Source organism: Microbacterium sp. NPDC055502 (assembly GCF_053643635.1).
Genome location: NZ_JBSHKJ010000002.1, coordinates 131,535 through 152,020, shown reverse-complemented (window position 1 = coordinate 152,020; position 20,486 = coordinate 131,535). Strand labels below are relative to the sequence as shown.

The 20,486-nt window shown below is 72.4% G+C and carries 20 protein-coding genes; 9 read left to right on the top strand and 11 right to left on the bottom strand.

Annotated features, from left to right (window positions below):
• Nucleotides 1–87 precede the first annotated feature (87 nt).
• Both ACWH95_RS11715 and ACWH95_RS11710 read left to right on the top strand, forming a co-directional pair.
• A complete protein-coding gene (locus ACWH95_RS11715) occupies nucleotides 88–705 on the top strand; it encodes a PadR family transcriptional regulator (protein WP_454120694.1) in 618 nt (205 codons plus the stop codon).
• Between the two features lie 79 nt (nucleotides 706–784).
• The gene (locus ACWH95_RS11710) at nucleotides 785–2,113 is read left to right on the top strand and encodes a coiled-coil domain-containing protein (protein ID WP_136032893.1); all 1,329 of its coding nucleotides are present in this window, start codon (nucleotides 785–787) and stop codon (nucleotides 2,111–2,113) included.
• A gap of 66 nt (nucleotides 2,114–2,179) precedes the next feature.
• Here the strand turns inward: ACWH95_RS11710 and hpf are convergent, their stop codons facing one another.
• The 5 genes from hpf to mtrA all read right to left on the bottom strand — a co-directional run bounded on the left by hpf (nucleotide 2,180) and on the right by mtrA (nucleotide 7,790).
• The gene (hpf, locus tag ACWH95_RS11705) at nucleotides 2,180–2,836 is read right to left on the bottom strand and encodes a ribosome hibernation-promoting factor, HPF/YfiA family (protein ID WP_454120693.1); all 657 of its coding nucleotides are present in this window, start codon (nucleotides 2,834–2,836) and stop codon (nucleotides 2,180–2,182) included.
• Between the two features lie 131 nt (nucleotides 2,837–2,967).
• Nucleotides 2,968–3,615: a ComF family protein gene (locus ACWH95_RS11700; protein WP_454120692.1), complete on the bottom strand. Its 648-nt coding sequence runs from the start codon at nucleotides 3,613–3,615 to the stop codon at nucleotides 2,968–2,970.
• 92 nt (nucleotides 3,616–3,707) lie between these two features.
• Nucleotides 3,708–5,426, bottom strand: a complete 1,719-nt coding sequence (locus tag ACWH95_RS11695; RefSeq protein WP_136032891.1) for an LpqB family beta-propeller domain-containing protein — start codon at nucleotides 5,424–5,426, stop codon at nucleotides 3,708–3,710.
• Nucleotides 5,423–7,102 (bottom strand): MtrAB system histidine kinase MtrB, encoded by a 1,680-nt coding sequence (mtrB, locus tag ACWH95_RS11690; RefSeq protein WP_136032890.1) that lies wholly within the window; start codon nucleotides 7,100–7,102, stop codon nucleotides 5,423–5,425. Before mtrB ends, ACWH95_RS11695 begins: the two co-directional genes overlap by 4 nt.
• A gap of 7 nt (nucleotides 7,103–7,109) precedes the next feature.
• A complete protein-coding gene (gene mtrA / locus ACWH95_RS11685) occupies nucleotides 7,110–7,790 on the bottom strand; it encodes an MtrAB system response regulator MtrA (protein ID WP_136032889.1) in 681 nt (226 codons plus the stop codon).
• A 95-nt stretch (nucleotides 7,791–7,885) separates the two neighbouring features.
• On the opposite strand from mtrA, the gene ACWH95_RS11680 reads away from it, so the two are divergent.
• From ACWH95_RS11680 to ACWH95_RS11660, 5 genes are read left to right on the top strand one after another with little or no spacing between them, the layout of a single operon-like run.
• A complete protein-coding gene (locus ACWH95_RS11680) occupies nucleotides 7,886–9,295 on the top strand; it encodes a glycerophosphoryl diester phosphodiesterase membrane domain-containing protein (RefSeq protein ID WP_454120691.1) in 1,410 nt (469 codons plus the stop codon).
• Nucleotides 9,292–9,933 carry a DUF4129 domain-containing protein gene (locus ACWH95_RS11675; protein WP_136029200.1) on the top strand — a complete coding sequence of 214 codons (642 nt, stop codon included), beginning with the start codon at nucleotides 9,292–9,294 and terminating at the stop codon, nucleotides 9,931–9,933. Before ACWH95_RS11680 ends, ACWH95_RS11675 begins: the two co-directional genes overlap by 4 nt.
• Entirely contained in the window at nucleotides 9,930–11,117 is a 1,188-nt protein-coding gene (locus ACWH95_RS11670) for a DUF4350 domain-containing protein (protein ID WP_452313188.1), read from the top strand. Before ACWH95_RS11675 ends, ACWH95_RS11670 begins: the two co-directional genes overlap by 4 nt.
• Before the next feature lie 52 nt (nucleotides 11,118–11,169).
• On the top strand, nucleotides 11,170–12,141 hold the full coding sequence (locus ACWH95_RS11665) for an AAA family ATPase (protein ID WP_136035405.1): 972 nt from the start codon (nucleotides 11,170–11,172) through the stop codon (nucleotides 12,139–12,141).
• A complete protein-coding gene (locus ACWH95_RS11660; RefSeq protein WP_136035404.1) occupies nucleotides 12,142–13,449 on the top strand; it encodes a DUF58 domain-containing protein in 1,308 nt (435 codons plus the stop codon).
• A 12-nt stretch (nucleotides 13,450–13,461) separates the two neighbouring features.
• Here ACWH95_RS11660 and ACWH95_RS11655 read toward each other — a convergent pair whose 3' ends face one another.
• Complete coding sequence (locus tag ACWH95_RS11655; protein WP_136032131.1) at nucleotides 13,462–14,454, bottom strand: stage II sporulation protein M; 993 nt, start codon at nucleotides 14,452–14,454, stop codon at nucleotides 13,462–13,464.
• A gap of 16 nt (nucleotides 14,455–14,470) precedes the next feature.
• Here ACWH95_RS11655 and ACWH95_RS11650 point away from each other — a divergent pair, with 16 nt between their 5' ends.
• On the top strand, nucleotides 14,471–15,280 hold the full coding sequence (locus ACWH95_RS11650; RefSeq protein WP_366626873.1) for an RDD family protein: 810 nt from the start codon (nucleotides 14,471–14,473) through the stop codon (nucleotides 15,278–15,280).
• Between the two features lie 19 nt (nucleotides 15,281–15,299).
• On the opposite strand, the gene ahcY is transcribed toward ACWH95_RS11650, so the two are convergent.
• From ahcY to ACWH95_RS11625, 5 genes are all read right to left on the bottom strand, one after another.
• Nucleotides 15,300–16,745: an adenosylhomocysteinase gene (gene ahcY, locus ACWH95_RS11645; protein ID WP_454120690.1), complete on the bottom strand. Its 1,446-nt coding sequence runs from the start codon at nucleotides 16,743–16,745 to the stop codon at nucleotides 15,300–15,302.
• A gap of 42 nt (nucleotides 16,746–16,787) precedes the next feature.
• Nucleotides 16,788–18,002 carry an ABC transporter permease gene (locus tag ACWH95_RS11640; protein ID WP_136032264.1) on the bottom strand — a complete coding sequence of 405 codons (1,215 nt, stop codon included), beginning with the start codon at nucleotides 18,000–18,002 and terminating at the stop codon, nucleotides 16,788–16,790.
• Nucleotides 17,999–18,748: an ABC transporter ATP-binding protein gene (locus ACWH95_RS11635; RefSeq protein WP_136032267.1), complete on the bottom strand. Its 750-nt coding sequence runs from the start codon at nucleotides 18,746–18,748 to the stop codon at nucleotides 17,999–18,001. The genes ACWH95_RS11640 and ACWH95_RS11635 overlap by 4 nt, the downstream gene beginning before the upstream one ends.
• Nucleotides 18,745–19,671 (bottom strand): efflux RND transporter periplasmic adaptor subunit, encoded by a 927-nt coding sequence (locus ACWH95_RS11630; RefSeq protein ID WP_454120689.1) that lies wholly within the window; start codon nucleotides 19,669–19,671, stop codon nucleotides 18,745–18,747. Before ACWH95_RS11630 ends, ACWH95_RS11635 begins: the two co-directional genes overlap by 4 nt.
• Before the next feature lie 92 nt (nucleotides 19,672–19,763).
• Nucleotides 19,764–19,970 carry a DUF3499 family protein gene (locus ACWH95_RS11625; protein ID WP_136032271.1) on the bottom strand — a complete coding sequence of 69 codons (207 nt, stop codon included), beginning with the start codon at nucleotides 19,968–19,970 and terminating at the stop codon, nucleotides 19,764–19,766.
• A gap of 77 nt (nucleotides 19,971–20,047) precedes the next feature.
• Between ACWH95_RS11625 and ACWH95_RS11620 the strand changes: the two genes are divergently transcribed.
• Nucleotides 20,048–20,470, top strand: a complete 423-nt coding sequence (locus ACWH95_RS11620; RefSeq protein WP_240744592.1) for a hypothetical protein — start codon at nucleotides 20,048–20,050, stop codon at nucleotides 20,468–20,470.
• The last annotated feature ends 16 nt before the right edge of the window (nucleotides 20,471–20,486 follow it).

Sequence of the window (20,486 nt, the reverse complement as noted above, 5' to 3'; positions counted from 1 at the left end):
CACGGCATATCGTGCCGCGCCGCGGCGGTGTTGCCGAGTATGCATATACTCGGCATGCTTCCGTCCGTCACGCAGAGGAGTCCGGCCATGTCCGTCCGCCACAGCCTGCTCGCCATCCTCGATCAGGGCGCCTGCTACGGGTACCAGCTCCGTCACGAGTTCGCCCGTCGAACGGGGTCGACCTGGACCCTGAACGTGGGACAGATCTACAACACGCTCGAACGACTCGAGCGCGACGGTATGGTGCAGCGGGACGACGCCGACGAGCACGGCCACGTGTACTGGCGGATCACGCCGGACGGATCGGCCGAGGTGGCCCGCTGGCTGTCCGACCCCGTCGAGCGGATCCAACCGGCGCGCGAAGAGCTCGCCGTCAAGGTCGCGATGGCGGCGACGCTCCCCGGGGTCGACGCCGCCGACGTCATCCGCGCGCAGCGCGCGTCCTCTGAGCGCCGGCTCGCGGCTCTGCGCGACGCCGCCTTCACCGGTCACGACGCCGACAGCGCGGAGGCTCTGGCCTGGTCGCTCGTGACCGACTCCATGATCTTCGCGGCCGAGGCCGAGGTGCGGTGGCTGGAGCACACCGAGCGCCGTCTCGCCGCACACCCGCATCCTCAGCTCGCGCTCGGTCTCGCGACCGAGCGACCCAAGCGCGGCCGCCCCGCCGGAGCCGCGCAGCAGCGTCGGCCCGAACCCGTCGCCTGAGACCGCCGCGGTCGTACGGCACGTTCGCCTGGAGCGGATGCTCAGCCCGCGCGGTCACCGGGGAAACTAGGATCGCCTCATGGCTGGATTTTGGGGTAGACGCAAACGCGAACAGGAAGAGCTCGCCGCTCAGGACGCCGACCTCGCACGGCGTGCCGAGCAGGCCCTCGTCGGAGCCGACGAGCGCATCCGCACCACCGCCGATGAGCTCGTGTTCGCCGAGGCCGAGCTGGGCGAGTCCCTGACCGCCGACCTCAAGGCCGCCCTGACCTCCGTGCGCACGCACCTGCGCGAGGCGTTCCAGCTTCATCAGCTCAACCACGACGAGATCCCCGACACCGCCGAGGAGCTGCGCACCCGCAACGCGCGCATCCTGCAGCTGTGCGACTGGGCCGAAGACCTCCTGGACGAGAAGACGACCGTCCTCGCGGAGTCGGTCGCGAAGGTGCGCCGCGCACCCCAGATCATCGCCCAGGTGCGCGCCGACGCCGAGGCCCTCGCCGCGCGGATCCCCCAGACGGACGAGACGGTCTCCCGTCTCTCCGCGCGCTACGCCGACTCGGCGATGCACCAGATCACGGCGAGCGCCGCCGAGGCGCAGCAGCTGATCCGCTTCGCCACCCACAGCGCCGACATCTCCGAGCGACGCCGCGAGGCCAAGCAGAACGAGGAAGCCAACCTCGCCCTCGAGACCGCGACCGAGGCGACGCGGCGAGCCGCCGCACTGCTGGACGCGGTCGAGGACTTCGAGATCGAAGCGCTCCGCGCCGAGTCCACCCTCGCCGAGGTCATCGCCGACTCCCGCGGCGACCTGATCGCCGCCCGCAACGCCCCCGCGGTGCCCGCGGTCGCCGAGGCGGTGGCGGCGCTGCAGGCCGCGCTCGCCTCGCTGACCCCGGCCGGCCAGCCGAATGATCCGTTCGCCGAGCTGTCGCGACTACGCGAGGCCAACTCGGCGCTCGACGACGCCATCGCCAAGGCCAGGCACCGCGCCGAGAATCCGCTGCCGTCGCTCGCCCAGGTACAGCACGCGATCGACGACGCGGACCGTCAGCTGGGCGTGGCACGCGGCCTGATCGCCGGACACCGCGGCTGGATCGGGGCGGATGCGCGCACACGACTCGCCGAGGCCGAGCGCCTGCGCGTCGACCTGAGCGACCTCCTGCCGGCGGAGGACACCAGAGAGGCCGCGCTCGTGCAGGCGCGACGGGTCGCGCACCTCGCCGCCGAGGCGCTGCAGCTCGCGCAGCGCGACATCGACTCCTCGCGCCCGCAGGACCAGGACTGGGGCGGCGGCGGCTGGGGCGGCGGCCCGCGCCGGGGTGGTGGCATGGGCGGCGGCGACCTCGCCTCCGGCATCCTCGGCGGACTCGTCATCGGCAGCATCCTCGACGGCATCTTCGACTGACGCACCCCTGACCACGCGAAACGGCCCGATCCGCGATGGATCGGGCCGTTCGTGCGTCTGCCGAGCTCAGGAGGCGAGTGCCTCCGCCGGCGGTGCCTGCGTGCTCAGCGCGATCACGCCGTAGTCCCAGCCCTTGCGGCGGTACACCACGCTGGGATGGTCGGTGCGGGCATCGACGAAGAGGAAGAAGTCGTGCCCGACGAGCTCCATCCGGTCGACCGCCTCCTCCACGGTCATCCACTCCGCATCGAAGCTCTTGGTGCGGATGACGACGGGCGAGTACTCCTCTTCCTCGTTGTTCTGCACGGGGATGCTGCCGGTCGCGACGGCGTGCAGGACCTCGACCGAGGCCGGCTGCACATCGATACCCTCGAGCGATCCGCTGCCCTTCTCGAAGTGCGGGCCGCGCGGGTGCTGGCGTCCGTCGACGCGCTTCTCCTTCGCGCGGCGCAGCTGCTCGGTCATCTTGTCGACCGCGAGATCCAGCGCGACGAACTTGTCGCCGTCGACCGCCTCGGCCCGGACCACGGGACCCTTGCCGATGAGCGTCAGCTCGACCGTCTCATCGGGAACGCGCCCGTTTCGATACACGCGGTGGGTGACCTTGACGTCCAGACGTTGCGCCTTGGCTGCGAGAGTCTCGATCTTGGCGATCTTCTCTTCGACGACGGTGCGGAAGCGATCGGTGATACCCACCCCGACGCCGACGATACTCGTTTCCATTGCTGCCTCCTTGTCCCGGTCCTCCCGGCCAAGGGCGGACCGTGGTCGCCTTGTGACACCCCACCGTAGTCCGACCGGCGACGGAAGTCACGGGTGTCGGCCCTGTGTCCCCGGTGAGTCTCCGATGAACCTCATCCGGATACCGCGTTCGTCGGCGTGGCGGCGAGCGCGACCAGCGCGATCACCTCGTACCCGACCTCCTCGAGCGCCCGCGCGGCCTCGTCCAGGGTCGCTCCGGTGGTGACCACGTCGTCCACCACGACGACGGCCGCGCCGCGCCCGTCCGCGACGGCACGCATCGCGGCGCGGACGTTGTCGCGCCGCTCCATCGCGCCGAGGCTGCGCTGGTCATGCGCCGCCCTGGTCCAGCGCAACGCCCGCGTGGTGCTCGCCCCGGCCCGCCGCACCAGCAGATCGGGCACCCGGAAGCCGCGGCGCCGGAACGCACGGCGCGACGTCGGCACCGGCACGACGAGGACTCCGTGGCTCACCGCAGGCCCGAGCACGGCAGCCAGCGCGGACCCCAGCGGGCGCGCGAGGAGGGTCTCGCCCTCGTCTTTGAGGCGGCGCAGGCATCGCGCCGCCACGCCCTGATAGGTCAGCGCCACGTGGACGTTCCGGCCCTCGGGCGTGCGCACCGCCCGCGGGTCGGGGATCAGCTCGGCTCGACAGACGTCGCACAGCAGCGTGCCGGGCAGGCCGCACCCGCCGCAGACCGCCGACAGCAGCAGCGCGGCCGCCTCGAGCACGACGGAACGGAGAGCGGAGGGCACGGGCATGCCTTCATGGTGTCTCCGGGGCCGCTCCGCGGCGGTCGTCGCGAGCACGACCCGCGAGCCGCACCGCGAGATCCGTCACCGTGGAGGAGAGGTCACTCCCCCGCCCGGGTCGCCAGGACCGTGATGCCCTCCGTGACCTCGCGCCACGCCGATCCCGCGTGCGCGTACAACTGACCGGCGGCACCGAGGATCCGCACACCCGCGGGCGTGCGCGCGCCGGAGATCGAGATCGCATCGACCGGCGCCGTCTCGGACGACCCCGGCCCGCCCACGGTCTGCAGCACGAGCCGCGGACTGCTGGGAGAGGCCAGCACGGCGAGCCGGTCGGGCCCGAGCCACACGAGCCCGGTGGACGGCTCCGGGAGCTGGAACAGCTGCACGAGGTCGCCGAGCTCGGTCGGCACGCCCGCCGAGTCGCGCACGATCGCCGCCACCACGACCCACCGCTGCCCGCCGACCACGATCACCGCGGCGACCCGGGCACCGTCCGCCGACACTCGCAGGTCGGAGATGGAGGAGGCGCTCGGCCAGGCGTTCGCCACGGCGTGCGGGGCCGCATCACTCCCCGAGGCCTGCACCGCCTGGGGATCACCCTCCGGGACGGACCACGCGTAGCCGAAGGGGTCGAGAGACGGCTCGACCAGACCGGCGCGCGCGTCCAACTCATCGCGTCCGGACTTCGCCACCCGGTACACGTGACCGTCGTCGAGCTGCACGACCGCGTAGGAGTCGTCGATGCCGACGTCGATCGCCAGGATCGGCTGCGGGATCGCGACGATCTGCTCGCTGATGTCCGGGATCGGGGAGATCTCGTCGCCGACGATCCGCCCGAACTCGCCGTTCCGCAGGACGAGCGTCCCGACGTCCGCCGGGGTGCCTGCGAGCTCGACCACCCCCGCGTCGAGGGACCTGCCGTCGACGCTGAAACGCACCTGCGTGACGTTGACCCCGGCGGCCTTCAGCGTGGACTGCAACTGCGTGCGCATGCGGGCAAGCGTGGTCTGGTCCAGTCCGGACGCCGGACGCGTCAGAGCGACCTGAGCCACCTGTCCCGTGATCGGCACCGCGTCCTGCGCCAACTGCACGTCGGCGGGGAACGCGGTCTGCACGGCCGGGTCCAGCCACTCCGACGGCGTTCCGCTCACGAGCGCCTGCGTGACGGTCGTCGCCGGGCTCTGGCGTCGGGGGAACCACCGCATGTCCGGCACGAGGCGCGACCACGAGGAGTCGAACCACTGCAGCGGATACCCCTCGAACACCTTCGGGAACCGCGCCTCGTCGATCACGATTCCGTCGGGCGCCTGGGTGATGCGCCACTCGCCGTCGTCCATGCGCTCCAGCGCGAAGGGGACGCTGGAGTCGCCGGGCGCGCCGCTGTAGGCACCCGCCCCGTCGACGCTCGCCACCAGGTCGAGCTGCACCTGCACCTCGGCGGTGTCCGCCTGTTCCACCTCGTCCTCCGGCACCGTGGACGACAGCGTCCGCGCCTCGGGGCCGACGTCGATCGACACGCCCGCCGACGGTGCCCAGCTGCGCTGCAGCGCCGGGGCGAGGAACTCGCGCGCCGTGTCCCAGTTGTCCGACGTCGTGATCCCGGCCTCCAGGAAGCCCTCGACGATCTCCTCCGGACCGGCTCCGGCGATGGGACCGGAGGCGACGGGGAGGACGTCCACATCCTGCGGCGACTCGCCGAGCTTGAGACCCACCGCGACATCGCCGCTCGTGGGCAGACCGGCGCAGGCGGGGAGGAGCAGCGCCACGATGCCCAGGGCGGCGGCGAGCGCGAGACGTCGCGACCTGCGTGCGCTCACGGTTCCTCCCTCCCCTCGAGCAGCTCCGAGTACATCTCCGCGATCGAGATCGGCTGCGTCGCGTCGCCCAGTTCCGCCAGCGGCTCCTGAGGCTCCACCGGGACCGGGCTCGGCCCGTCGAGAACACCGTCGTGGCGAGGGATGGTCAGCACGAAGTTCGACCCGACGCCCAACTCGGACCACACCGCGAGCGTACCGCCGTGCAGGGTGGCGTCGCCCAAAGCGATCGACAGTCCGAGCCCCGTGCCACCGATCGTGCGCTGCCGGGAGGGATCGGCGCGCCAGAACCGGTCGAACACGCGCTCGGCGTCGGCCGGGTCCATGCCGAGGCCGAAATCGCGTACACCCGCCGCCACCGCGTGCTGATTGCTGTCGACGGTGACCACGATCGGCCGGCCCTCGCCGTGCTCGATCGCGTTGCCGACCAGGTTGCGCAGCACTCGACGCACCCGGCGCGGATCCATGTCCACCGGCGAGTAGCCGCCCGGTGCGACGAGCCGCAGCTCCGAGCCGCGGCCGTCGGCGAGCGGCCGCATCTGCTCGATGACGTCTTCCGCGAGGTGCGCGAGGCTCGTCGCCTCGAGCTCCAGTTGCACGGATCCCGCGTCGTACCGGCTGATCTCCAGCAGGTCGGACAGCAGGGTCTCGAAGCGCTGCACCTGCGCGTGCAGCAGTTCGGTCGCCCTGGCGGTGGTCGCGTCGAACTCGTCGCGGTGGTCGTTGAGCATGTCGGCGGCGAGACGGATCGTCGTCAGCGGCGTGCGGAGCTCGTGGGAGACGTCCGATACGAAGCGCTGCTGCACCATCGACAGCTCCCCGAGCTCCTTGATCTGCGCCTCGATGCTGTCGGCCATGGCGTTGAACGACCGGCCGAGGGTCGCGAGCTCATCCTCGCCGTGCACCTCCAGCCGCACGCCGAGGTCGCCCGCGGCGAGGCGCGCGCTGGTCTCCGCGGCCTGCACGATCGGCGTCGACACCGTCCGCAGCACGATCCACGAGATCGCGGCGACGATCGCCACCAGGCCGATCCCGGCGATCCACAGCGTGCGCTGCACGAACACCAGCGTCTGATCGGCATCGGCCAGGTCGTACGCGAAGTAGATCGCGAACGGGCCGGCCTCCGGCACCTGGAGCTGCTGCCCCACGATGATGCCGGGAACCTCTCCCCCGTCCTCGACCGGCAGCGCGACCGACTGCCACGCCTGGACGTAGTCGAGCTCCTCCACCCTCGTCTTCAGCTCGGGGCTGAGGAGGTTGGCGGTGAGGCCGGCCGTGAAGCCGTTCAGTCGCACCCCTCCCGGCTCGTCCTCGATCTTGAACCCGGCCAGCTGATCGGCGCTGGACGTGCGCGCCAGCGTGTCGGGGATGCTGTTCCACAGGTCGGTGAGCGCCGCGGGGTCGTCACCCACCTCGGCCACGTCGAGGATGCTCTGCGCCTGGTCGACCGCGCGGCGCGCGTCCTCCAGAGCGACGTTCTTGCGGGAGACGAACAGGTCGTTCTGGATCACGAGCGCCATGGTGACGCACGTGATGAAGATCGCCAGCGAGGTCGCGACCAGGGTGATCGCCAGGGTGCGGAACCGCAGCGACCGCCGCCACAGCGCCGAGATCACGGCCGGCCAGCCACGCCAGTCGCGCAGCACAGCGACGGCCGTGGTCGCTGTCGTCGCGGCCATCGTGCGCCTAGGCGACGCTGCCGGCGCGGTAGCCCACACCGCGCACGGTCATCACGATCTTCGGGTTGTCCGGGTCGAGCTCGACCTTCGCGCGCAGCCGCTGCACGTGCACGTTCACCAGTCTGGTGTCGGCCTTGTAGTGGTAGCCCCACACCTGCTCGAGCAGCATCTCGCGCGAGAACACCTGCTGCGGCTTGGAGGCGAGGGCCACGAGCAGCTGGAACTCCAGCGGCGTCAGGGCGATGGGCGTGGTGCCCCGGCGGACCTCGTGCGCGTCGACGTCGACCGTGAGGTCTCCGATGCGCAGCTGTTCGCTGGTGGTCTGCGGGGTCGGGCGCAGCCGGGTGCGGATGCGGGCGACCAGTTCCTTCGGGTTGAACGGCTTGACCATGTAGTCGTCTGCGCCCACTTCGAGGCCGCGCACCACGTCCGCGGTGTCGCTGCGCGCCGTGAGCATGATGATCGGCACCCCGGACTCCGCCCGGATCCGCGTGCAGATCTCGATGCCGTCCATGCCGGGCAGCATGAGGTCCAGCAGCACCAGGTCGGGACGCTGTGCGCGCCACTCGTCGACCGCGCGCGCGCCGTCCGCGCAGAAGACCGGCTCGAAGCCCTCCGTGCGCAGCACGATGCCGATCATCTCGGCGAGCGCCGTGTCGTCGTCGACCACGAGGATGCGTGAGGTCATAACTGTTACCTTATGGCACCGAGTACCGCCCTCCGCAGGTCTGCGCCTCACCGCGAGGATATGACACGATGGGAGCGCACGACGGAGGGAGGCCCGTGAGCGGCCAGACGTGGACCCCAGCCCCCAAGAAGGGGATCATCCCCCTTCATCCGCTGACGTTCGGCATGCTGCTCGGCAAGGCCTTCGCGGCGCTCCGCCACAACCCGAAGGTGCTGTTCGGGTTCGCCGTCGTGATCCAGTTCGTCGTCGTCATCGCGACCGCCGGTGTCATGGGTGTCGTGCTTTTCACCACCTTCACCCGCCTCGAGACGGTGTCTCCCTCGTCGCCCGACTTCGAGGCCGTGCTCGCCGGCACGATCGCCATCAACGTGATCGCCGGGCTGATCGTCGGGCTCGCGTCGATCGCCTTCACCGCGATGATGCAGGGCGTGGTGGCCGCCGACATCGGGTACGCCGCCGTGGGGCGGAAGGCCTCGCTGCGCATGCTCTGGCGCCGTATGCTCCCCGCGTTCTGGCGGCTCGCCGGCTTCGCATCGCTCTCGGTGCTCGCGATGTTCGGCGGCATCGCGATCGTCGTCGCCATCATCGGAGCGCTCACCGCGGGCGGTCTGGGCGGCACGCCGGAGCTGATCGGCATCGTGATCATCGTGGTGGTCCTGCTGGCGATCGCCGCGATCCCCCTGACCATCTGGCTGACGACCAAGCTGCTGCTCGTCCCGTCGATCCTGGTGCTGGAGCGCGCCCGCTTCCGCGACGCGTTCGTGCGGTCGTGGCGTCTCACGCGCGGTCGCTTCTGGGTCGCGTTCGGAGTGACGTTCCTGATCAGCCTCATCATGGGGCTGGCGATGCAGGTGGTGAGCATCCCCACGGCCCTGGTGTCGTCGTTCCTCGGAACCGTGATCGCTCCGACCGGCGCCAGCGAGCCCAATGCGGTGATCGGCTACGTCTTCGCCCTCCTCGCCCCGCAGGTGCTCCTGCTGATCCTGCAGGCGATCACGATCGTGGTGCAGAGCACGGGCGGTGTGCTGGTCTACCTCGACTGCCGCATGCGCTACGAGGGCCTGGACCAGACGCTCCTCTCCTATGTGGAGCGCCTCGACCTCGGTGCGAGCGAGGATCAGCTCGGCGACCCGTTCGTGGTGGACACCGCCCGCGCCGTCACCTCCGCCCCGCCGCCGCGTCAGGTTCCGGAGCACGTGATGATGACACAGGGGTACGGGTACCCCCAGGCCGCGCCGCAGCCGTATCCCTACGGTCCGCCGCCGGCCGGAACGACCCCGGGGTTCGGCGGCGCGCCCTCCCCCGCGTACCCGCTGGCACCCGCGCCCGCGTCTCAGCCCGTGCCCGGGTTCCCGCCGGCACCCGCGTACCCGCCGGCACCCGCGCCGGCCTTCGCCCCCGCGCCCCCGCCCGCCCCGGCCCCGCGTCCCGCGGCTCCGGCGACACCCGCTCCCGCGCCCGAGGGCGACGGCACGGCTCCCGGTGGCGGTGACCGCTCCGCATGATGCTCCGGTTCGACGAGGTCTTCATCCCCGACGGCGATGAAGCGCGCCGGTGGGCCGAGGAGGAGCTCGCCAACCCGCGCTACGCCGACGCCAAGCCGACCTGGTTCGATCTGCTCGCCCGCGACGTCGGACGGTTCCTCGCCGATCTGTTCAGCTCCGGCAACGGTCAGAACGTCGGCCCCGTCGCGCTCATCGCCGTGGTCCTGCTGATCGCCGCCGCCCTGATCACGGCCCTGCTCGTGTGGGGGCGCCCCCGGCGGTCCCGCGCGGTACGTCGCGGCCACGCGCACCTGCTGGGCGCCGACGACGACCGCACCGCCGCGCAGCTGCGCACCGATGCCGAGCGCAGTGCGCGCGACGGCGACTGGGACACGGCCGTGGTGCTGCGCTACCGGGCCATCGCGCGCAGCCTCCTCGAACGCGACCTCATCGACCCCGCGCCCGGCGCGACCGCGCAGGCCATCGCACGATCGGCGAGCCTCGTGTTCGCCGAGGAGTCCGACGCGATGCGCCGCGCCGCCGCCGCCTTCGACGATGTGCGCTACCTGCGCCACCCCGCCTCCGAGGAGACCTACCGCGAGCTCGCCGCGACCGACGACCGCCTGCGCGCGCGGCGACCGGAGGCGGTACCCGCATGACCCTCGTCACCCCGCAGGACGCCACGACGGCCGAGCGGCGCCCTCGCCGCACAGGCGCGATCGTCGGCTGGGCGCTCATCGGCATCCTCGTGCTCGTCGTGGCCTATGCCGCCTCGCAGTTCGCCGCCAGCAGCCCCGGCGCTCGCGGTGCCCTCGACCCGGAGAGCCGCAGCGACACGGGGGCGCTCGCCCTCGCCGAGATCCTCCGCGACCGGGGCGTCGAGGTCGAGGTCGCCCGCAGCCGCGCCGAGGTCCGCGCGGCACTGGACGACGATGCCACGCTGGCCATGACCAACCCGTACACCCTGAGCGACGACGCGATCGCCGACCTCATCGCGCCGGCCGCACGCGTGGTCTTCCTCTCCACCGGCACGCACCTGCTCGGGGAACTGCGGATCGGCGAGCCCGCGCCGGGCAGCGTCTCCACCGCCGCGGCCGACTGCGCCGTGCCCGAGTTCGCCGAAGTGGGCACGATCCGGCCCGACCGCCTGTTCTCGCCCGCGAGCGGCGTCGACGCCTGCTTCGGCGACGACAGCGGCGCGGCCGTGCTCGTGGACGACCGCGACGGCAACCGTCGCACGATCGTCGACGGCACCAAGCTGTTCAGCAACGCCTTCCTCGCCGAGAACGGCAACGCCGCCCTCGGCCTCGCGCTGCTCGGCCAGTCCGACCGCCTCGTCTGGTACGTCCCCTCCTTCCAGGACTCCGACGTCGAGGGCACCGCCGCACCGGACACGCTCGGCAGCCTCACGCCGGACTGGGTCACCCCGGCCATCCTCCTGCTCCTCGCCGCCGGACTCGCGGTGGCGGTGGCGAGAGGGCGGCGCTTCGGCCCGCTCGTCGCCGAGACGCTGCCGGTCACCGTCCGGGCCTCGGAGACGATGCTCGGACGCGCCCGGCTCACCGCCAAGGCCGCCGACGCCCCGCACGCGGCCGAAGCGCTGCGCGAAGGGACCCGCCGACGGCTCGCCGTCCGGCTCGGGCTCGCCGTCCAGGCCGGAGCCGACGAGGTCGCCGACGCCGCCGCCGACCGGCTGCGGATCCCCCGCGGCACCCTGCAGGCCCTGCTCGCCGGAGCGCCACCCGCCGACGACGCCGCCCTGATCGCCCTCGCGCGCCAGCTCGACGAGCTCGAGACCGCCGTCGAGGACACGGCCCGCACCGCGCGGAGCGACGACGGATGACGCCCCGCCGCCCCGACCGACCCCCGCTCACCCCGGAATCCGAGGAGACCCCGTGACCGACGACAATCGTCCCATCGACGACGCCGCGCTGCGCCAGGCCATGCACCGCGTCCGCACCGAGGTCGACAAGGCCGTGGTCGGCCAGGCGGGCACCGTCACCGGTCTGCTGGTGTCGCTGCTCGCCCGCGGTCACGTGCTCCTGGAGGGCGTGCCCGGCGTCGCGAAGACGCTGGTCGTGCGATCGTTCGCCAGAGCCCTGGGGCTCGACACCAAGCGCGTGCAGTTCACGCCAGACCTCATGCCCGGCGACGTGACCGGCTCACTCGTGTACGACGCCAGGACGGGCGAGTTCGACTTCCGCGCCGGACCCGTGTTCACGCACATCCTGCTGGCGGACGAGATCAACCGCACGCCGCCGAAGACGCAGGCCGCGCTCCTGGAGGCCATGGAGGAGCGTCAGGTGTCGGCCGACGGCGTGAGCCGCACGCTGCCCGATCCGTTCCTGGTCGCCGCGACCCAGAACCCGATCGAGCACGAGGGCACGTACTCGCTCCCCGAGGCGCAGCTCGACCGGTTCCTGATGAAGCTCGTCGTCGGCATGCCAGAGCGCGACGCCGAGGTGTCGGTGCTGCGGCGCCACGCGCAGGGCTTCTCGCCGCGCGAGCTCACGGGCGTCGAGGCCGTGGTGTCCGCCGAGGAGATCCGCGCCGCCCAGCACGCGGCCGCCGCCGTCGAGGTCACGGACGACGTGCTCGGCTACGTCGTCGACCTGGCACGGGCCACCCGCCAGTCCCCCTCCGTGGAGCTCGGCGCGAGCCCGCGCGCCTCGACCGGACTCCTCGCTGCCGCCAAGGCCTGGGCCTGGCTCAACGCGTCGACGGCCGTGACGCCCGACCACGTGCAGACCATGCTCGTCCCCGTCTGGCGCCACCGGCTGCAGCTGCGGCCCGACGCGCAGATGGAGGGCGTGTCCGCCGATGCGGTGCTCACCTCCGTGGTGCAGCAGACCAGGGTGCCGATCTAGGTGTTCGTCACCGGACGCCTCGCCGTCGCCCTCGCCGTCGGCATCGTCCCGCTGGTCCTGACCGGTCTCGCGGGGGTGCCGCCGTACGCCGTGCTCGGAGGATGGCTCGCGCTGTGCGCCCTGCTCGTGGTGTTCGACGTGGTGCGGGCGGCGAGTCCCCGCGCGGTGACCGTCACCCGCCGGCTGCCCGCGCGGGCGCGCCTCGGCGAACCCGTGCCGGTCAGCGTGGCCCTGCACAACCACGGAACGCGGACGCTCGACGCCGTGATCCGCGACGCCTGGCAGCCCACCGCCGGTGCGCCCCTGGAGCGCCAGCGCCTGCGCATCGCGTCGGGTGAGCGCGGACGGGTCGAGCTGCCGCTGCATCCTCGCCGTCGCGGCGAGCTGGTGAGCGAGTTCGTCGTGATCCGCTCGCGCGGGCCCCTCGGCATCGCGGGACGGCAGGCGCGCCACCTCGTCCGCGGCGCCATCCGCGTGCTGCCCGCGTTCAGCTCCCGCAAGCACCTCCCCTCCCGGCTCGCCCGGCTGCGGGAGCTCGACGGCAACACGAGCATCCAGGTGCGCGGTCAGGGCACCGAGTTCGACTCGTTGCGCGAGTATGTGCGGGGCGACGACGTGCGCTCGATCGACTGGCGCGCGACCGCCAGGGCCGGGACCACGATGCTGCGGACCTGGCGCCCGGAACGCGACCGCCACGTCGTCATCCTCGTCGACACGGGTCGCACGGCAGCGGCCCGCGTGGGCGACGGCACCCGCCTGGATGCGAGCCTCGAGGCCGCGCTCCTGCTCGCGGCCCTCGCCTCCCGCGCGGGCGACCACGTGCACCTGCTGATGTTCGACCGGGTCGTCCGGGCCAGGGTCACCGGCGTCGACGGCACCGCGCTCCTTCCCGCGCTCACCGACGCCATGGCCCCCGTGCACGCACGACTCGTGGACACCGACTGGCAGAGCGCGTTCGCGGCGGTGCGCACCCTGACCACGCGCCCCTCGCTGATCGTCGCGCTCACGGCGCAGGACGCGGCGGAGTCCGCACGCGGCTTCCTCGGCGCGTTCCCGACCGCGTCGCGGGCGACGACCGTGCTGGTCGGCTCGGTCACCGACGACGGGATCGCCGCACTGGCGCGCGCCAGGGGCTCGCGCGAGGAGGTGTACGTCGCCGCAGCGGCCGAGCGGACGCTCCGCGACGCGGAGAACGTGGCCGACGCGATCCGGCGGGCGGGCGGCGAGGCCATCGCCGCCGACCCCGAGGCGCTCCCACCCCGGATTGCCGACCGCTACCTGGAGCTCAAGGCCGCCGGACGGCTGTGACCGGGGCCGGCGTCAGCCGGCGACGAGCCGCGGCGTGCCGGCCTCGTACTCGACCAGGTCGCCGCTCTCCCCGCGGCGATACGCCCGTCCGCCGATGGCGAGCATGTAGACGAGGAACACGGCGAGCGCCGCGGCCCCGATGCCGATCTTGACCGGCCACGGCAGCGCCCAGCCCGTGACGAAACCCTCCACCAGGCCGGACAGGAACAGGGCGAAGACGAGCCCGATCGCGACCGTGGCGAGGGCCCGCCCCTCCTCCGCGAGCGCTTCGCCGCGCGACCGGCGACCCGGCGCCACCCACGCCCAGAACACGTGCAGCCCGGCGGCGGCTGCGACGAAGATGCAGGTCATCTCGAGCATGCCGTGCGGCAGGATGTAGAGCACCATGAGGTCGGCCTTGTCGTGGGCCGCCATGACCGCGCCCGACGTGCCGAGCCCGATGGCGTTCTGCAGCAGCATGTAGATCGGCCAGATGCCCGTGACGCCGAACAGCACGCACTGCATCGCGATCCAGGCGTTGTTCGTCCACACCATGCCCATGAACACGGCAGCGGGGTTCTCGGTGTAGTACCCGGTGAAGCTCTCGTCGGCGTACTGCTCCAGGGCGTCGGGCGGGCCGAGCGTCGCCACCAGCGCCGGATCGCTCGCGATCCAGCCCGCGACGCCCACGGCGACCGCGATGAACGCGACCGCGATGATCAGGGTGGTCCAGCGCAGCCGGTACAGGGCGGCGGGGAGCTGGAGCCCGAAGAAGCGCCCGACCTGGGTGAGGATGCTGTCGGAGGCGCCGGTGAGCCGCAGTCGCGCGCGCACCAGGATCGTCGAGAGGTAGGCGCCCTGCGGCGAGTCGCCGACGGAGGTCTTGAGCTCGGCGAGGTCGGCGGATGCGGCGCGGTAGCGCACGATGAGCTCGTCGACCCCCGCGCCGTCGAGGCGAGCGCGGCTGAGCTGATCCAGCCGCTCCCACTCGGACCGGCGGACGTCGGTCAGGGCATCGGCATCCACCTGATTTACTGTACTCATGTCCGCGCAGATCGACGTCTCCGACGAGGTGCTCTCCGGTGAGGCGGTCGCGATCGACGTGCAGCCGGTCGGGTTCGTGCTCCGCGCCGCGGGAGCGATCATCGACATGCTCGTGGGCTACGGCGTCTTCGTGCTGTGGATCTTCCTGCGCATCTGGCTGCTCGACGCCGGCGTGCTCGACGAGGCGACCGACCGCATCGCCACCGTCTCCGCGCTCGTGGTGAGCTTCGTCGTCCTGCCGATCACGATGGAGGTCGCCCTGAAGGGACGCAGCCTCGGCAAGCTCGCGGTGGGCGGGCGCATCGTGCGCCTGGACGGCGGCGCCGCCGGGTTCCGGCACGCCTTCATCCGCGCGCTCCTCGGCGTGCTGGAGATCTACCTCACGTTCGGTGGCCTGGCGGTGCTGGTGGGCGCGTTCACCTCCCGCTCGCAGCGACTGGGCGACCTCGTCGCCGGCACGTACAGCCAGCGCGTGCGCACGCCACGGCTGACCGGGCACGCGCCCGTGCTTCCGCCGCAGCTCGCCGGATGGGCGCAGATCGCCGACGTCGCCCGGCTGCCCGATCGCCTGGCGCGCCGCATCTCGCAGTTCCTGGAGAGCGCGCCGCGGATGATGCCCGCCGCGCGCGAGCGGGTGGCGCAGGGACTGCTCGCGGAGGCGGCGCCGTTCGTGTCGCCGGTGCCCGCCGCCCCCGCCGAGCTCGTGCTCGTAGGCATCACGGTGCTGCGGCGGGAGCGCGAGCGACGGGCCCTGGAGAACGCAGACCGCCGCGCCGAGCGGCTGACGGGTCGCCGCGTCGGCGTCTGACCTCGCCTCTCCGCCGCGCTCAGTAGCGGTAGTGGTCGAGCTTGTACGGCCCCTCGACGGGCACCCCGATGTACGCCGCCTGGCTCTCGGTGAGCGTGGTGAGCCGCACGCCCAGCGCGTCCAGGTGCAGACGCGCGACCTTCTCGTCGAGTGCCTTGGGCAGCACGTGAACCCCGACCGGGTACGCCGCCGCGTTCGTGAACAGCTCGAGCTGGGCGAGGACCTGGTTCGTGAACGACGCGCTCATCACGAACGACGGGTGCCCGGTCGCGTTCCCGAGGTTCATCAGCCGGCCCTCGCTGAGCACGAGCACGCTGCGACCGCTCGGCAGGCGCCACTCGTGCACCTGCGGCTTGATCTCGACCTTCTCCGCACCGTCGAGCGCCTCCAGCCCCGCCATGTCGATCTCGTTGTCGAAGTGGCCGACGTTCGCGACGATCGCGAGGTGCTTGAGCGCCAGCAGGTGCTCCACCGTCACCACGTCGCGGTTGCCGGTCCCGGTCACGACGATGTCGACCCCGCCGGCCACGTCGATCAGACGCGCCACCTCGAAGCCGTCCATCGCGGCCTGCAGCGCGCAGATGGGGTCGACCTCGCTCACGATGACCCGGGCGCCCTGACCGCGCAGCGCCTCGGCCGCTCCCTTGCCCACGTCGCCGTAGCCGCACACGAACGCGACCTTGCCGCCGATCAGCACGTCGGTCGCCCGGTTCAGCCCGTCGGGCAGCGAGTGACGGATGCCGTACTTGTTGTCGAACTTGCTCTTCGTGACCGCGTCGTTGACGTTGATGGCCGGGAACAGCAGATCTCCCGACGCCGCGAGCTCGTACAGGCGGTGCACGCCCGTGGTGGTCTCCTCCGTGACGCCGATCAGCCCCGCGGCCACCCGCGTCCAGCGGTCGGGCGACGCCGTGAGGGACCGACGCAGCAGGTCGAGGATCACACGGTACTCGTGCGGGTCGCCCTCGGCGGCATCGGGGACGACGCCCGCCCGCTCGAACTCGACGCCCTTGTGCACCAGCAGCGTGGCGTCGCCGCCGTCGTCGAGGATGAGGTTCGGGCCGTCGACGTCCGACGACGACCAGTCGAAGATCCGCTCGGTGCACGCCCAGTACTCCTCGAGCGTCTCGCCCTTCCACGCGAACACGGGCACACCGGCGGGCGCGTCCACCGTGCCGTGCGGGCCGACCACGACCGCCGCGGCCGCCTCGTCCTGCGTGGAGAAGATGTTGCAGCTGGCCCAGCGCACCTCGGCGCCGAGCGCCACGAGCGTCTCGATCAGCACGGCCGTCTGCACGGTCATGTGCAGCGACCCCGCGATGCGCGCGCCCCTGAGCGGCTGCGCCGCACCGAACTCCGCGCGCAGGGCCATGAGCCCTGGCATCTCGTTCTCGGCGAGCCGCAGCTGGTGCCGTCCGGCGTCGGCGAGGGACAGATCGGCGATGCGGTACTCGAGCTCAGGCATGGGCCCATTGTTCCATCAGGTCGCGGACGCACCGCCCGTGTGTCAGAACCGGATGGCGTCGATCACCTTGACCCGCAGCGCCACGAGCGCGGGGATGAAGCCCGACACTGCGCCGACCACGACCGAGGCGACGAGACCGACCAGTGCCGCCCGCATGGGGAACGGCGGGATGTCCTGGATACCGGGGAACATCGAGCCGATCAGCCACTCGGAGCGCAGCACCGCCACGACGATCGCGATGCCGATCGCCCCCGCCACGGTCGTCGCCACCAGACTCTCCAGGAACACCGCGAAGAACACCCGGCCGGAACTCGCGCCGAACGCCCGTCGCACCCCGATCTCCCGCACCCGCTGGCGCATCGCGACGAGCTGGATGTTGATCAGGCTGAGCGCACCGAGCGCGAGGATCAGCGACGCGATGCCGCCCGTGACCATCTCGAACGTGGCCTGAGCGTCGGCGGTGCCGGGTTGCGCCGCCCAGTCCGAGCGGCTCACCGACACCGTCTGCCCCTCCGGCAGCCCGGCGCGGAGGTCCATCGCGAGCACCGGCGCGATCGCGTCGACCTCGTCGGGGCCGAGCCACACCTCGTACTGGGTGAACGTCTCCTCCGGCAGCGCGTCGACGCGGTCACGGTAGGCGTCGTACAGCAGGTCCAGACGGAGCTCCTCGTCGCCGAAGCCCTGCCGCGGAACGACCCCGACCACCTGGTAGGTGCCGCCGGCGTCTCCGGTGACGGTGATCGTGGGGTGCTGGGCGACCGGGACCCGCCCGATGCGCTCCCACAGCGGCTCGCTGATGACCACCGCCGGCGCGAGCGCCTCGAGGTCGCCGTCGTGCAGCCACCGGCCCTCGAGCAGCTTCTCCCGGTGGATCTGCGAGTACGCAGGGTCGACCAGCCGGGTGTTCACCGGGGTCACGCCGTCGGGCAGCGCCACGCCGAGCGAGAGGCCCTGGGCGATCCGGGCGGTGTGACTGAAGCCGAAGCGCTCCGAGGCCCTGCGGAAGCGCTCGTCCACCTCGTCCGCGTCGACCGGGGTGCCGTCGTCGGCCGACACCGCCACGACCACAGTGGCCGCACGGCCGCCCCAGCGGTCCGACTGCTCCTCCTGGAACTGGCGCTGGTACTCCGAGATCGCCACGACCGCCGTGAGCGCGCCCACCGACACGGCGATGCCGATGAGGCTGAGCAGCACACGGAGCTTGTGCACCCGGATCTCGGCCCAGGCGTCGGAGAGCGCTCCGAGGAACCCGGTCACGACGCGACCTCCGCGGCCCCGGGCACCGAGGCGGCGAGCGTGGACGCCTCGAACGCCTTCGTGAGGTCGGCCGGCTCCAGCCGCCCGGCGTCCAGGCGGTAGTGGCGGCGCGCGCGGGCCGCGACGTGCAAGTCGTGCGTGATCGTGACGAGGGCGGCGTCGGTCTCGGTCGCGACCTCGTCGAGCAGGGCCATCACGGTCGCGCCGGTGTCGATGTCGAGGGCGCCGGTCGGCTCGTCGGCGAGGATCAGCACCGGGCGGCGTACGAGCGCGCGGGCGATCGCGACACGCTGCTGCTCCCCGCCGGAGAGCCGGTCGGCGACCTGGTCGACGCGGTGCCCGAGTCCGACGCGCTCCAGCATGTCGGCGGCGATGCGGCGGCGGTCCCAGAACAGCCGTCCGCGCGCGTGGCCGAGCGGCATCATGACGTTGTCCAGCGCGGTGCGACCGGGCAGCAGGTTGAACTGCTGGAACACGAAGCCCACGTTCTCACCCCGGAGACGGTCGAGGCGACCGGAGCGCATCCGGCGGACCTCCCGCCCCTCGAACGACACCGTCCCGGACGTGGGGGCATCGAGCATGCCGAGGATGTTGAGCAGCGTCGACTTGCCCGAACCCGACCGTCCCACGATCGACACGTGGTCGCCCGCGCCGACCTCGAGGTCGACGCTGCGGAGGATCTCCAGGCGCGAGTCGTCGGGCAGGAGGACGCTCTTGGCGACGCCCTCCAGCGCGACCAGCGTCACCAGCTCATCCCGCTGTCGCACTGCTCGACGCCCGGGGAGATCTCGTAGCAGAACTCCTCGACGGGGGCGACGAAGCCCGGCACGAACTGGCGGATGCTGTCGCCCTCCGCGAGCCCGTCGGTCACCTCCACCATCGAGCCGTCGTTGACGCCGAGGGCGACCTCGCGCTCCTCCGGCTCGCCGCCGTCGCCCGCGTCGACCCACACCTTTCCGGTGCCCGCGCCGCCCTGCACCGCCGTGACCGGGATCACCAGCGCATCGTCGACCTGTCCGAGCGCGAGATCCATCATGGCGGGCAGGCCGGCGAACACGGTCTGATCGGCGGGGATCGCGCAGCGCACGCTCGCGGTGCCCTCCTCGCTCACCTGCACCCGCACGCCCGTGCACGGGAACGGGGCGGGGCCGCCCGTGATGGTCACCGTGGCCTCGGTCGGCGCGTTGACGAGCCGGTACAGCTGCACGGGCTCCACGGTCGCCTGCAGGTGGTAGCGGGCCGGGGTGAGCGTGTACGTCTCCGTGCCCACCGTGGTGGCCTGGCCCTTCACGATCGCGAGCTCCGACACGTCGCCGGCCTCGGGCGCCAGCACGTCGATGTCCTTGCGCGGGTCGTCCTGGCGCACGGTGAACAGCTTCTGCCCGGCCGCGACGCTCGCACCGTCGGCCACGTGCACCGCCGTGACCGTGCCGTTGAGCTCGCTGCGCACCGGATAGCTCTCGTCGCGCGCGACCGTGCCGTCCAGGCTGAGCGCGTTGACGACGGCCCCTCGCTCGACCGCCACAACCGGATCGGTGATGCTCGCCTCGGGGCTCACGATCGCCTCAGACCGGTCGGGGAAGAAGGCGATCTTCACGAGTGCGGCGGCGCAGGCGCCGAAGATGACCACGAGCAGCAGGGGCAGGACCCAGCGACGCCAGACGAGCACGGTAGCCTTTCCGGCCGCGCCGCCGTGACACCGCCGCCGTCAGAGTACCCAGGAATCGGCAGGGGCCACGGTGCCTCCGCCCGCGTGTCGGATCAGGCGCGCAGGGCCTCGTGGCGGATCACGAGCCAGCCCGCCGGCACCGAGAGCCGGTCGGCGTGCGGGGCGCACAGGTCGTGCGCCTGCGGGTCGTTCGCCGTTCCGAGCGGTCCGAGAGCGGCCATCTGGTCGCCGTAGTCGTAGGTGAGGGTGGCCACGGCCTCACGCGCGCAGCCGACCTTCGAGCAGAGTCGTCCGTCCATCCCCTTCACGCTACGACCCCTGTCGCGAGCGGAGCGGATGCCGCGCCGAGCGCGCGCGCAGCGCCTAGACTTTCGGCATGCCCCGTCGTCGCGCCCACGCCCCCACCGCCCGACGCGGCGCGAGGCACGGACGCCACGGACGACTCGGGCGCAGCGAGGTCGTCCGCCCGCCGCTCGCACCGCTCGACGGGCGGCTCGACCGGTTCGACCTCACGGTGGGCACTGCGGTGGAGTTCCTCCGCGGCACCTGGCCCGAGCTGCAGGAGGTGCGCTTCGAGATCGGGGCGCTGCCCGCGGCCGAGGGCGACGGGGAGGTGCCGCGCTGGCACCTGGACCGCGAGGGGCGGCGGATCGTGCTGTTCCGCATCCCGATCGAGCGGCTGCTCCCTCCGGGACACGACGACGCCGCGCACCGCCGCATGGCGATCGAGAGCGCGGTGTTCCGGGCAGCCGCCGAGTACGTCGGCCGCGAGCCCTGGGACCTCGGCCACGACCACTGACGGCGCGCCCCGTCCC

Coding starts and splice junctions, on each gene's coding strand:
- ACWH95_RS11715 (WP_454120694.1), top strand. CDS start 88: ATGTCCGTCCGCCACAGCCTGCTCGCCATCCTCGATCAGGGCGCCTGC.
- ACWH95_RS11710 (WP_136032893.1), top strand. CDS start 785: ATGGCTGGATTTTGGGGTAGACGCAAACGCGAACAGGAAGAGCTCGCC.
- hpf (WP_454120693.1), bottom strand. CDS start 2,836: ATGGAAACGAGTATCGTCGGCGTCGGGGTGGGTATCACCGATCGCTTC.
- ACWH95_RS11700 (WP_454120692.1), bottom strand. CDS start 3,615: ATGCCCGTGCCCTCCGCTCTCCGTTCCGTCGTGCTCGAGGCGGCCGCG.
- mtrB (WP_136032890.1), bottom strand. CDS start 7,102: ATGGCCGCGACGACAGCGACCACGGCCGTCGCTGTGCTGCGCGACTGG.
- mtrA (WP_136032889.1), bottom strand. CDS start 7,790: ATGACCTCACGCATCCTCGTGGTCGACGACGACACGGCGCTCGCCGAG.
- ACWH95_RS11675 (WP_136029200.1), top strand. CDS start 9,292: ATGATGCTCCGGTTCGACGAGGTCTTCATCCCCGACGGCGATGAAGCG.
- ACWH95_RS11670 (WP_452313188.1), top strand. CDS start 9,930: ATGACCCTCGTCACCCCGCAGGACGCCACGACGGCCGAGCGGCGCCCT.
- ACWH95_RS11650 (WP_366626873.1), top strand. CDS start 14,471: ATGTCCGCGCAGATCGACGTCTCCGACGAGGTGCTCTCCGGTGAGGCG.
- ahcY (WP_454120690.1), bottom strand. CDS start 16,745: ATGCCTGAGCTCGAGTACCGCATCGCCGATCTGTCCCTCGCCGACGCC.
- ACWH95_RS11625 (WP_136032271.1), bottom strand. CDS start 19,970: ATGGACGGACGACTCTGCTCGAAGGTCGGCTGCGCGCGTGAGGCCGTG.
- ACWH95_RS11620 (WP_240744592.1), top strand. CDS start 20,048: ATGCCCCGTCGTCGCGCCCACGCCCCCACCGCCCGACGCGGCGCGAGG.